13 protein-coding genes are annotated in these 11,168 nt (G+C 60.5%); 8 read left to right on the forward strand and 5 right to left on the reverse strand.

All coding sequences use genetic code 11. The annotated features are described in order from the left end of the window. Nucleotides 1-27: 27 nt before the first annotated feature. The 3 genes from MCB86_RS14890 to MCB86_RS14900 all read right to left on the reverse strand — a co-directional run bounded on the left by MCB86_RS14890 (nucleotide 28) and on the right by MCB86_RS14900 (nucleotide 2,697). The gene (locus MCB86_RS14890) at nucleotides 28-651 is read right to left on the reverse strand and encodes a LysE family translocator (protein ID WP_239611362.1); all 624 of its coding nucleotides are present in this window, start codon (nucleotides 649-651) and stop codon (nucleotides 28-30) included. A gap of 72 nt (nucleotides 652-723) precedes the next feature. Next, nucleotides 724-1,338: a LysE family translocator gene (locus MCB86_RS14895; protein ID WP_045164248.1), complete on the reverse strand. Its 615-nt coding sequence runs from the start codon at nucleotides 1,336-1,338 to the stop codon at nucleotides 724-726. 816 nt (nucleotides 1,339-2,154) lie between these two features. Next, nucleotides 2,155-2,697, reverse strand: a complete 543-nt coding sequence (locus MCB86_RS14900) for a DinB family protein (protein ID WP_239611363.1) — start codon at nucleotides 2,695-2,697, stop codon at nucleotides 2,155-2,157. A 299-nt stretch (nucleotides 2,698-2,996) separates the two neighbouring features. Between MCB86_RS14900 and MCB86_RS14905 the strand changes: the two genes are divergently transcribed. From MCB86_RS14905 to MCB86_RS14935, 7 genes are all read left to right on the forward strand, one after another. Next, nucleotides 2,997-3,644, forward strand: a complete 648-nt coding sequence (locus tag MCB86_RS14905) for a TetR/AcrR family transcriptional regulator (RefSeq protein WP_045164251.1) — start codon at nucleotides 2,997-2,999, stop codon at nucleotides 3,642-3,644. Nucleotides 3,645-3,792: 148 nt separating this feature from the next. Further along, nucleotides 3,793-4,671, forward strand: a complete 879-nt coding sequence (gene aguB, locus MCB86_RS14910; protein WP_045164252.1) for an N-carbamoylputrescine amidase — start codon at nucleotides 3,793-3,795, stop codon at nucleotides 4,669-4,671. Between the two features lie 142 nt (nucleotides 4,672-4,813). Further along, a complete protein-coding gene (gene aguA / locus MCB86_RS14915; protein WP_045164253.1) occupies nucleotides 4,814-5,929 on the forward strand; it encodes an agmatine deiminase in 1,116 nt (371 codons plus the stop codon). A 132-nt stretch (nucleotides 5,930-6,061) separates the two neighbouring features. Next, on the forward strand, nucleotides 6,062-6,631 hold the full coding sequence (locus MCB86_RS14920; protein ID WP_239611364.1) for a hypothetical protein: 570 nt from the start codon (nucleotides 6,062-6,064) through the stop codon (nucleotides 6,629-6,631). A 128-nt stretch (nucleotides 6,632-6,759) separates the two neighbouring features. Beyond that, on the forward strand, nucleotides 6,760-7,152 hold the full coding sequence (locus MCB86_RS14925; RefSeq protein ID WP_239611365.1) for a hypothetical protein: 393 nt from the start codon (nucleotides 6,760-6,762) through the stop codon (nucleotides 7,150-7,152). Further along, the gene (locus MCB86_RS14930; protein WP_239611366.1) at nucleotides 7,127-7,360 is read left to right on the forward strand and encodes a hypothetical protein; all 234 of its coding nucleotides are present in this window, start codon (nucleotides 7,127-7,129) and stop codon (nucleotides 7,358-7,360) included. Before MCB86_RS14925 ends, MCB86_RS14930 begins: the two co-directional genes overlap by 26 nt. Nucleotides 7,361-7,445: 85 nt before the next feature. After that, nucleotides 7,446-7,829: a hypothetical protein gene (locus tag MCB86_RS14935; RefSeq protein ID WP_045164256.1), complete on the forward strand. Its 384-nt coding sequence runs from the start codon at nucleotides 7,446-7,448 to the stop codon at nucleotides 7,827-7,829. A gap of 69 nt (nucleotides 7,830-7,898) precedes the next feature. Here MCB86_RS14935 and MCB86_RS14940 read toward each other — a convergent pair whose 3' ends face one another. Then, complete coding sequence (locus MCB86_RS14940; protein WP_045164257.1) at nucleotides 7,899-8,897, reverse strand: sensor domain-containing diguanylate cyclase; 999 nt, start codon at nucleotides 8,895-8,897, stop codon at nucleotides 7,899-7,901. Nucleotides 8,898-9,036: 139 nt separating this feature from the next. After that, nucleotides 9,037-10,227 (reverse strand): delta-9 fatty acid desaturase DesA, encoded by a 1,191-nt coding sequence (gene desA / locus MCB86_RS14945; protein ID WP_045164258.1) that lies wholly within the window; start codon nucleotides 10,225-10,227, stop codon nucleotides 9,037-9,039. A 528-nt stretch (nucleotides 10,228-10,755) separates the two neighbouring features. Here desA and MCB86_RS14950 point away from each other — a divergent pair. Further along, nucleotides 10,756-11,142, forward strand: coding sequence for a response regulator (locus tag MCB86_RS14950; RefSeq protein WP_239611367.1), 387 nt, complete (start codon nucleotides 10,756-10,758; stop codon nucleotides 11,140-11,142). Nucleotides 11,143-11,168: the final 26 nt, after the last annotated feature.

An 11,168-nucleotide genomic window follows, 5' to 3' on the forward strand; every position in this document is an offset into this window, starting at 1 on the left:
TGGGCAAGCACGTCCACCCACGCCTTTTTATGCGCGCTTGGCCAGCAGCGCCCATACACCCGCGATGGACAGAAGGGACCCGCCAGCCAGATTGAACCGCCGCTGTGCACGTGGCGAAGACAGCACCTTTCGAGCCGAGCCAGCAAAGACCGCGTACAAGGTCGCATTGAGCGTAGCCATGACCACGAACGTGATGGCAAGCACCCAAAGCTGCTGCGTGACACCCGCGCTCGGATCTATGAACTGAGGCAAGAAGGCTACGAAGAACACAATGCCCTTCGGGTTCAGCGCGGTTACGAGGTAGGTGTTCGCGAACAGCTTCCAACGTGAGCCCGGCGCGGCTGGTACGACCCGTTCAGTTGCCGAAATACCTGCGCGCAGGAGCTTGACGCCAAGATAGAGCAGATACAGACCGCCGGCCCACTTGATGACGGTGAACCAGAAGGCCGAAGTGGCGAGCAACGCGCCCAGCCCGAGAAGCGAGACAAGCAAGGCGGTTGAGTCACCCAGCGCCACAGCAGCAACGAGCGGCACATTGGCTCGCCGCCCATGAGCCATGGAGTAGCTGATGACCGTGAGAATGGTTGGGCCCGGGATGATCAGCAGGAGCGCAGACGCGGCGGCGAAGGCAAACCAGAGTTCGATGGACATGTGCGGTATTCCTTAAACGGCTAACGTTCGAACGAGAACGTGTCGTATATCCTGACGTTTGAGATGGGCGGGTTATTTCTCGCTGAGGGCGAGCTTGGCTCCGAGACAGGCAAAAGCGGCGGAGAAACTGTAGCGAAGCCACCGCTGCACGGTGGTGGACTCGATAACCATCCGGCGGAACGCATGGGCAACGAGCCCATAGATGACGAAGACAGTGAAAGTCATGGCCATGAACACCCCGCTGAGGAACAGCAGCTGCAACAGCGGCCGGGCCGTATTGGGCTCGATGAACTGAGGCAGGAACGCGAGAAAGAAGATGGTGAGCTTGGGGTTGAGGATGTTCAGTAGGAAGGCCTTGATGACCAGCTCCACGGCAGAGACCTTCGACAAGGTGCCATCGACGGCGAAGGCGGAACGGTCGCGCCAAGTGACGTAGGCGACGTAAAAGAGGTACGCGACGCCTGCGTACTTCAGCACCTGGAACGCCAAGGCACTGGTGTGCATGACGGCTGCCAGGCCGAGCACGGTGGCAAGAAGGTGCGGCACTATTCCGGCAGTGCACCCCAACGCGGCGTAGACACTGGCTCGGCGTCCCTGAGTAAGCCCTGTGGAGACGGTATAGATGACGCCCGTGCCGGGGATGAGCACAACGATGAGGGAAGTGAGAAGGAACTCGACACTGACCATGTTTGCTCCGTGCGCTACGCTTTGCGGCCTTGGTGACGGCTAACGATAGAACATGAGGCGGGTGTTGGCTCGTTCCATTGCGTGCAAACGGAGCGGTGTGAAATCCAGGAATGCGTTCTCCTCACACCACGCTTCTATACCAAGGCGTCGGTGATTGAAGAGCGGGGAGAACCGACCTGGCCGCCGTCTTCTACTCGGAAACCAACCCCGGCGCAAAACGCCACACAGCGCAACCTCAGCAACGACCCCGAGCGCTCGATGTAGGGCTGGCGTTTGGTTAGGGACCGGGGTTGGTGAGCGGAAGAAACGGTCATATATGGCCGTTAACATGCGCCGATAGATGCTGTAGTCCGCGATTACGACGTGAGGGATGGATACAGCCACAACAACTTCATACGACTCGTCAAAAATAACAGCGACGAGCTCATCGAAGTCCATTTTCTCCAGATTCCGTATTACCCCTAACTGCCTAGATCGATTGTCGGCAGTTACGCGGCGGGCTTTTATTTGAAATTTTCGACCGGAATCAGACTCGGCGTCATGGCCTGCCGCTGAGTTCTTTGCGAGCTTTAAATTCAAGGCTGAAGAAACCAGCCATTCGGCATAATCACCGACAGGGTTATTTTTCGTTCGAAGAATGCCCCTGTTTCTAAGCTCGCCTATTACGACGGCCTGGAGATTGAGCAGTTCTCGCGTAGTAAAGGTGGCTAGGTCCATGTCGTTAAAGCCTCTCTAACGCCTTAATTAAGTCGCGCCACGGAACGGCGTCGGTCGGAATGAATTGCTAGCTCCTTCTCATAGGCCAGATGCAAAGGGCTATACATTGCCCTCATCCGGAATCAAAGCCAGAAGGTCGGTAACCTCGACATTCCTACCCGCCTGAGATAGCAGCGTCGTTACCTGACCGCGGTGGTGAGTCTGATGGTTGAAGAAGTGAAGAATCAGGCTCGAAAACCGTTTATTACCCGGAACTCCTTTGGTGTTGCGGTAGCTGAGGACGAGCTCCAAGTCATCATTGGAGAGCTCACTGACCCAACTGCAGATCTGGCGATCCAACCAGAACCTTCGCTTGGACAAGGCGGCAACGTCTTCAAAAAGTATCTGATCCAGGCGACTCGGATATGGAAGCTCGACGATTTCGCGCAGAGCGGGCAGGCCGTGCGGCGGTGTAGCAAAGCGCTTCAGCCAAATGATATCGGCAACCAGGATGTGGTTCAGCGTACCCAAAATCGAACCAAAAAAAGCTCCACGGTCCATCGCCAGTTCATCTCTACCTAGCTGACCCGCAGCCTGATAGATCTTTGAATTCATCCATTGGTTGTAGGAAGCCATTAATTCGAAGTGATTTTTCAAGCTCATCGGAGACCTGCTCAGCCGTCAGTTACCCATCACATGTACCGAGCCTACCGACTGGTGCTGCGTCCAGAATGGGCTCCACCGACTCCGTCCGGTCTATCAATTCGCGCCTCTGTTACTTTAGACGACGTCTCGGCCGGAGCATGTAACCGGCTCATACCCCGAATCTCCGCCTTGTCACCGCGGCAGCTCCAAGCAGGGGATAGCGTGCTGGTAGGGACCGACAACGGCGTTAATCCTGGCGGCGGGCAAGACGGCCATAGCCGTTGCATCTGGCGCCGCCCTGGCATCCAATAGGATCCATGAGCGCAGCCACCCCTTCCTCGAACATTCCCACCAGCCGCAAGCCTCGCGCCAGTAGCCAGGCACGGATTGCGCAGATTCTCGCGGCCGCCCGCGAACTGCTCGCCGAACAGGGGGTGGTTGGCCTGTCGATCTACAGCGTGGCAGAGCGGGCGGCGATTCCGCCGTCCTCCGTCTATCATTTCTTCGCCAGCGTACCGGCGCTGCTCCGCGCGCTAACGGCCGACGTGCATGCGGCCTTTCGGGCCAGCCTTGAGCAGCCCGTCGACCCACAGACGTTGAACCGCTGGCAAGACCTGTCCCGGCTGATCGAACGACGCATGCTGATGATCTATGAGGACGATGCCGCGGCCCGGCAACTGATCCTGACACAGCATGGCCTGACCGAAGTCACCCAGGCGGACCGCCAGCACGACGTCGAACTCGGTGAACTGATGCGGGTCCTTTTTGAACGGCATTTCCATCTTCCCCCACTGCCCGGCGATATCGAGGTGTTCGCCCTCGCGCTGGAACTGGGCGACCGGGTGTATGCGCGGTCCGTGCAGGAGCACGGTCATATTACGAAGCGAATGGCGGAAGAAGGCATGCGAGTATTCGATGCGTATCTGGGTCTTTATCTTCCGCCGTTTCTGCCCAAACGTGATTAGTCGAACGCATGACCGATACTTATCGATAACCGGTGGTCATCTAAGCAGCCCTGGCAAAAAATAACGCTTCAAAAGCGGATAAGTATCGAATAAATTCCGCTCCGCCCGAGGTAGGGTTCACACTCACGCCGCATCCGCGAGGTTTTCCATGTCCCGCACCGTTACCGTCGCCGCTACCCAGATGGCTTGCTCCTGGGATCGCCAAGCCAACATTGCCAATGCCGAGAAGCTGGTTCGCGAAGCAGCCGCCAAGGGCGCGCAGGTAATCCTGATCCAGGAGCTGTTCGAGACGCCCTACTTCTGCCAGAAACCGAATCCGGAGTATCTGCAGCTGGCCACCACGGTCGAGGAGAACCCGGCGATCCAGCATTTCCAGCGAATCGCCGCCGAGCTGCAGGTGGTGCTGCCGGTCAGCTTCTTCGAGGTCGCCGGCCGTGCGCGTTTCAATTCCATCGCCATCATCGATGCCGACGGCAAGGTCCTCGGCGTCTATCGCAAAAGTCACATTCCAGACGGCCCCGGCTATCACGAGAAGTACTACTTCAACCCGGGCGACACCGGCTTCAAGGTTTGGAACACCCGCTACGCCAAGATCGGCGTGGCCATTTGCTGGGACCAGTGGTTCCCCGAGACGGCGCGCAGCATGGCGCTGATGGGCGCCGAGCTGCTGTTCTACCCCACCGCCATCGGCAGCGAGCCGCATGACCCCAACATCACCTCGCGCGACCACTGGCAGCGCGTTCAGCAGGGCCATGCCGGCGCCAACCTGATGCCGCTGATCGCCAGCAACCGCATCGGCAAGGAAGAGCAGGACGGCTACGACATCACGTTCTATGGCTCGTCCTTTATTGCCGACCAGTTCGGCGCCAAGGTCGAGGAAATGGACGAAACCAGCGAAGGCGTGCTGGTGCACGAGTTCGATCTCGATCAGCTGGAGCACATCCGCAGTGCCTGGGGCGTGTTCCGTGACCGCCGGCCGAACCTGTACAGCCCGATCAAGACATTGGATGGTTCGCTGGAGTCCTGAGCCCGGCCTCTGATCGGCACAGGATGCAACCGCACAGCTTTGGTGCGGCTGAATCCTGTCCGGCGTGGTCAGATAGTTCGTCCCTGATGAATGGCCGATCGTATCCCGGCCTCGAAAATTGCCGTCCTTGCCAGGTAAACCCATGACCACACTGACCACGACCCCGCGCGCCGACGACTACCACATGCCTGCCGAATGGGCCCCGCACAGCCAGACCTGGATGGTCTGGCCGCAGCGCCCGGACAACTGGCGCGACCAGGGCACGCCGGCGCAAGCGGCCTTTACCGCGGTGGCCAAAGCCATTGCGCGCTTCGAGCCCGTCACCGTCTGTGCCACCGCCGAGCAGTACGTGACCGCGCGGGAACAGCTGGACGACGCGCGCATCCGGCTGGTGGAGATCAGTAGCGACGACGCCTGGGTGCGCGACACGGGGCCGACCTTCGTGATCAACGGCAAGGGCGGTTTACGGGGTGTCGACTGGACGTTCAATGCCTGGGGCGGGCTGGAGGGCGGGCTCTACGAAGATTGGCAGCGCGACGATGAGGTGGCACGCAAGATCCTCGAAATAGAGCGCTGCGATCGCTACCGCACCGAGGGCTTCGTGCTTGAAGGCGGCTCGATTCACGTCGACGGCGAAGGCACCCTGATCACCACCGAGGAGTGTCTGCTCAACCACAACCGCAACCCACACCTGTCCCGCGAAGAAATCGAAGCGGTTCTCGCCGATTATCTAGCGATCGACAAGGTCATCTGGTTGCCGCACGGCCTGTACAACGACGAGACCGACGGCCATGTGGACAATTTCTGCTGCTTCGTCCGTCCAGGCGAAGTGCTGCTGGCCTGGACCGACGATCGCGACAACCCCAACTACGAGCGTTGCCAGGCCGCCATGCGCGTGCTGGAGCAGGCACGGGATGCGTGGGATCGTCCGCTGACCGTACACAAGATGCCGATTCCCGGCCCGCTGCACGCTACCGAGCAGGAATGCGCCGGTGTCGTGCCGCTGGTGGGCACCCAGCCGCGTGATCCCTCGATCCGCCTGGCGGGCAGCTACGTGAACTTCCTGATCGTCAATGGGGGCATCATCGCCCCGTCGTTCGGTGATCCGCTGGATCAGGAAGCTGAAACCATCCTGGCGCGACTGTTTCCCAATCACCAGGTGGTCATGGTGCCGGGTCGCGAGATTCTGCTCGGCGGCGGCAACATCCACTGCATTACCCAACAGCAGCCCGCCGCGTCGAGCCGCTCTTCGGCGTAGCGCACCCATCAGAGAAGGTCGCCGGCCATGCTTTTCAGAGCCGTTCTACTGTGCATGTTGCTGGCACCACCGGTTCAGGCGATCGAGGCCTATTCGTGCCGCAACGGCTTATTCCCGGCATTCGCAGGTCAGGTGCGCCAGGCCGAAGTGGTCGCTGATAGCGGCCAGCGGGTGCATTTCAGAAACGACGCCGCCGGCTGCCCCGAAGATGAGTCCTGCCTGCAGAAGGCCTATCTCGTGGATGGCGACAGGCTCCTTGTCGGCAACCAGGCGGATGGCTGGGCATGCGTCTGGTACTTCGCCGAGAAACGCGAGTTCGTCGGATGGCTGCCCGCACGCAATGTCAGCAGCAGAACCGCGCCAACACCCTCGACTGATGTCTGGATCGGCCGCTGGCTGCCGATTGCGGGCGGCAACAGCATCGTCATCAGCCGTCCCTCGCCGACCGGCCCGCTTTTCGCCGAGGGCGAGGCGATCTGGTATGGCGGTCTCAACAGCCATGGCGAGCGGATCGTGCATGTCGGTGCATTCGCGGGCAAGGCACAGCCTTCCGGCGATCTGCTGAAGATCGCCGAGGGTGATGGCGACCACGACTGCAGTGTCACCTTGCAGTACGTTGCCGGTAATCTGGTCGTGAGCGACAACAGCCATTGCGGCGGGATGAATGTTCGGTTCGACGACGTCTACCGCGAAGCACCCTAACGCTCTGTCTGATCTCGCTTCCTTGAAGCGCAGCCGATCTGGTCTAGAGTTCATGCTTTCAGACGGCGGCGGCGCCAGCACCGCGGTCGCCATCCCGATCACCTGACTATGAACAGGAACATGCTGCTGTGCTGATGCCCCGTTCTGCCCGGCCGGCTTTGTTGGCCCTTGCGCTTGTCACCGGCGGCTGCGATGACGATGGCGACCCCGGCGCCGATCCCAGCGCTGACTACGTCCCGCCGCCCCTGGAGCAACTTCCCAACTGCAACCAGATAGGCGCAACGCTTGGGCCGATGATCGACGGCCTGGTGCTGGTCGACGAAGAAGACGGCGGCCGCTATGACAATGTGAATGTCTACGGCATCAACTGCACCTGGCTATCTAAGGAAACGCAGTCCGGCAACGCGTTCGAGATGGTCAAGGGCGGCGGCTTGGCCATCGCCATCAGCGTGGACCCGGAGCCGTCGGACGCGATGCTGCTTCGACAGATGGAGGATGATCTACGACGATCACAGGGTTGAGGACATTGGTGGATTCGTCGTGGACCCGAGCAAGCAGCTGGATCCTGATGCCCAGCTGGGCATCGTTGGCCCGCAGGTAGTTGTCGGCAGAGTCACCGTTACCGCGGCGGCGGGAGGCATTGCGCTGCAGAAAGTCGAGAGCATGCGGGGCATCACCAACGACCAAGCCATTGAAGGTGCGGTTGCCGTTCACAAGATGCTTCGTTGACGTCACAGAAACTGAACGGGCAAGACAATGAACAAACTAAGCGCAGCGACAGCGCAGAATATAAAAACAGGAAACAGGAGCGAACATGTCTTTAGCGACAGGGCTGCAAACGCTTTCCATGGCCGGCGTACTCATGCTGATCAGCCTCAGCGGACAGGCTCAGGAACCGAGTCATCAGATGATGATGTCGAACATGCACGCCCAACTGGCGAACTTCGGCGGCTCTATGCACACGACGGCCAAGGTCTGCGGGGGTTCCTCGGACGAGCAGCTGGCCGAGCAAAAAGAGAAGCAAAGAGCCCTGTCGATCCAAAACGGTATGGACGCGGCCGCTTTTGACAAAGCCTTCAACGCCGGCGCAAGCGAGGCGAAAGCAAAATGGGCAACCATTCCGGCGTCTGAACGGCAGGCCAAATGCAATGAGTTCAAGCAAGAGATGGAAGGGTTAGCTCAGCAGTTCACGCAGTGACAGCATCCGCGACCGACGGCATAGGCCATCGGTCGCGGCAAGCGACGCCGTACCAGCCCGAGGCGCCACTCAGGACACGATCACCTGATTTTTGCCCAGACGCTTGGCCGTATACATGGCCGCGTCGGCGCGGGCGAACAGCGCGCTGAGGTCCGGGTCGCTGGCCCGGAGGTAGGTCACGCCAAGGCTGATGGTGACGCCGAAGCGCTGGCCGTCCGGGCTGGTGAAGACCAGCCGCTGGATTTCGCGCTGCAGGCGCTCGGCGATCTGCTCGGCGAGGTCTGGCTGGCAACCGGGTAGCAGCAAGGCAAATTCTTCACCGCCAATGCGGCCGAACAGGTCGCCACGGCGCAACACGGATGAACCGCACTGGGCCACGCGCTGCAACACCTGATCGCCCATCTGATGGCCATGGGTATCGTTGATCCGTTTGAAGTCGTCGATGTCCAGCAGCTGAAACGCCAGCGAGGTGGCGTATTGCCGAGCCAGGTCGAACTCACGCTGGGCGCATTCGAAGAAGTAGCGGCGGTTGCTGCTTTGAGTCAGCACGTCGACGGTGGCCAGACGCTGCAGCTCACCTTCGAGCTGCTTCTTTTCCGTAATGTCTTCGGCGATCCCGACAATGATCGGCCCGCGCGAGTTGTCCGCATTGCGTGCGATGAAGCACTTGTCGCTAAGCCAGCGCAGCTGCCCGTCGGCGCGGATGATGCGATATTCGCGCGCTTCGACGGAGCCCTTTTCCAGCACTTCGAGCAAGCTCTGCTGCGCGTATTCCGAATCGTCCGGATAAATGCTGTTGCGCCACTCGCCGAAATCCGCCAGCAACAAAGCGGCCGAGCGACCGAACACCTGCTCGTACGCCGGGCTGACATAGATCATCTGCTGGGCTTGCCAGTCGAAGGCCCAGAGCACCGCGTTGACGGCACCCATGAGGGTACTGAACAGCTGCTCTCGCTCGCTGAGGCGCTCGACCTCGGCGCGCGCGTGCATCAAAGCCAACAAAGTTTGCGCCTCGGTCGGAGGCACAATGCCAGCCCCCACTTCGCTTCGCTGCTTCACGAAATTCATACCTGCGTTCCGAAAGGCGCCAGGCACCAGCGGAGACCCGCAGGGGCAGCTGTCGCGTTAGCACAGAATGCCCATCAGAGAGTGCCAGATGGGCAAAGTTCCAGTTCGCCCTCCCGTCAGTGATCGTGTCGATCGAAGGTCATGCCAGGGCGACGGCTGGTCTTAATGAGTAGGTTTTCAGGTGCTCGGCAAACTCGCGTAGCGACTGGATCCCGCTGGCTTCGGCGTCCTGAACCCATTGCTTGATCGCCGCGAGCATGTCATGCCCGTTGGCGCTGGTACGGGTCCAGATCTGCTGCAACGCCAAGCGCTGCTCATAGATCACCCGCAGCGACTGGCTCTGTTCGAGGATCACGGCGATACGCGCCTGTTGCTCGTGCTGCAGCAGGCTCGGCTCGCGCGACAGCAGCCGTTTGGCCCGGCGGAACTGATGACGCACCGATGCATCGGCGCGATCCAGCTCCAGGCGCACCAACGGCTTGATGACCAATTTGCGGTACTGCGCCATGATCTGGAAGCGGTTGTTGAGAATAGCCATGGCACTGTCCATGTCCAGCTGATGCTTGGGCGTGACGCGATGGGCGATAGGCGCGGTGCGGTTCACCTTCGCCAGCCCGAACAGACTGAACAACTTGATCCAGGCCCAACCCATGTCGAATTCCCACTTGCGCACCGACAGCTTGGCCGAGTTCGGATAGGTATGGTGATTGTTGTGCAACTCTTCGCCGCCGATGAGGATGCCCCACGGCACTAGATTGGTCGCCGCGTCGCGGCACTCGAAGTTGCGATAGCCCACAGCGTGCCCCAGCCCGTTGACCACCCCTGCGGCCCAGAGCGGGATCCAGATCATCTGCACCGCCCAGACCGTCAGGCCCAGGACACCGAACAGCGCCAGATCGAGGCCGAGCATCAGCACGATGCCCAGGTTGGGGAAACGCGAATACAGATTGCGCTCGATCCAGTCGTCCGGACAGTTCTTGCCGTAGATGCGCAGGGTTTCTTCGTTTTTCGCCTCTTCCATATACAGCTCGGCGCCCCGCCGCAGGACCGTGCCCAGGCCCTTCTGCACCGGACTGTGCGGATCGTCCGGGGTTTCGCATTTGGCGTGGTGCTTGCGATGAATGGCGGTCCATTCGCGAGTGTTCATCGCCGTGGTCAGCCACAGCCAGAAACGGAAGAAATGCTTGAGCCCTGCGTTGAGCTCGAGCGAACGGTGAGCGGAATAACGATGGAGGTAGACGGTAACGGCAACGATCGTCACGTGAGTCAAAAGCAGGGTGGCGGCGATCACCCCCCAGGCCGAAAGGTCGAGGAAACCGGTGTACCACATAGTTGTTGCAGCCTCGCAGCGAAGAGAAACACAGGCCGGCAATGCCGGCACCCGAACATTATCTGCTTATGGCGGCGTATTGCCGCACCCGCCCGTCGCAAGATATCGATTTTGCGACGAGGCCAAGGCCCGTCCGGCGGCCAGCTGCCGGCGCGAGCGCAACGGATGGCCGCCGTCGCCCGGTCGCGGCTGCGCTATGGACAGCTCTAGTCCGGCATTTGCAGCGTGTAGCCTGCAGATGCCACTCACCTGAGTCCGGTAAATGAGCCGCGAGAAGGGCTCGCACGGGGAAATTCTCGTCTGGCCGCGAAGTCGAACGCTGTGAAGCCTTGGGACGAAACCGCAACTACGGGCGGCTGCGCATCGGCTCGGCCCGTTTTCGAACAGCTGCCCCGCATCAGCCGAACGTCAGCAACCCTGGGCTATTCCGTCTGTAAGGCTATTTTTCGTGAGCGATGTGCCAGCATACCTGCAAGGTGGCAAACTGCTCGTTTCGAGCGTTCGAAGTATTGTTGTCGGAGGACCCGCATGACCGAGCTGAAACGGATTATGCACGTCGAGGACGACCCCTCCATCCAGGCGGTGGTCAAGGTCGCGCTGGAGATGATCGGTGGTTATCAGGTGCTGTCCTGCTCGTCCGGCCTGCAGGCCTTGGAGGAGGTTGAACGCTTCGTCCCCCACTTCATCCTGCTCGATGTGATGATGCCCGGCATGGGCGGCACTGAGACCCTGACCAGACTAGGCGAGCGGATTGACCTGGCACAGGTGCCGGTGGCCTTCATGACCGCCAAGGTTCAGCCCGGCGAGATCGAACATCTGCGCAAACTCGGCGCGCGCGACGTCATCATCAAGCCCTTCGACCCGATGCGTCTGGCCAGCCAGATCCAAGCCATCTGGGACGCCGACGGCGATTAGCCGTCATCGACCAGCCCTCAGCCCAG

The organism is Pseudomonas sp. KSR10 (assembly GCF_022355455.1).
In the GTDB taxonomy this organism is placed as follows: domain Bacteria; phylum Pseudomonadota; class Gammaproteobacteria; order Pseudomonadales; family Pseudomonadaceae; genus Stutzerimonas; species Stutzerimonas stutzeri_E.

Coding starts and splice junctions, on each gene's coding strand:
- MCB86_RS14890 (WP_239611362.1), bottom strand. CDS start 651: ATGTCCATCGAACTCTGGTTTGCCTTCGCCGCCGCGTCTGCGCTCCTG.
- MCB86_RS14895 (WP_045164248.1), bottom strand. CDS start 1,338: ATGGTCAGTGTCGAGTTCCTTCTCACTTCCCTCATCGTTGTGCTCATC.
- MCB86_RS14900 (WP_239611363.1), bottom strand. CDS start 2,697: ATGAGCTTGAAAAATCACTTCGAATTAATGGCTTCCTACAACCAATGG.
- MCB86_RS14905 (WP_045164251.1), top strand. CDS start 2,997: ATGAGCGCAGCCACCCCTTCCTCGAACATTCCCACCAGCCGCAAGCCT.
- aguB (WP_045164252.1), top strand. CDS start 3,793: ATGTCCCGCACCGTTACCGTCGCCGCTACCCAGATGGCTTGCTCCTGG.
- aguA (WP_045164253.1), top strand. CDS start 4,814: ATGACCACACTGACCACGACCCCGCGCGCCGACGACTACCACATGCCT.
- MCB86_RS14930 (WP_239611366.1), top strand. CDS start 7,127: ATGATCTACGACGATCACAGGGTTGAGGACATTGGTGGATTCGTCGTG.
- MCB86_RS14935 (WP_045164256.1), top strand. CDS start 7,446: ATGTCTTTAGCGACAGGGCTGCAAACGCTTTCCATGGCCGGCGTACTC.
- MCB86_RS14940 (WP_045164257.1), bottom strand. CDS start 8,897: ATGAATTTCGTGAAGCAGCGAAGCGAAGTGGGGGCTGGCATTGTGCCT.
- desA (WP_045164258.1), bottom strand. CDS start 10,227: ATGTGGTACACCGGTTTCCTCGACCTTTCGGCCTGGGGGGTGATCGCC.
- MCB86_RS14950 (WP_239611367.1), top strand. CDS start 10,756: ATGACCGAGCTGAAACGGATTATGCACGTCGAGGACGACCCCTCCATC.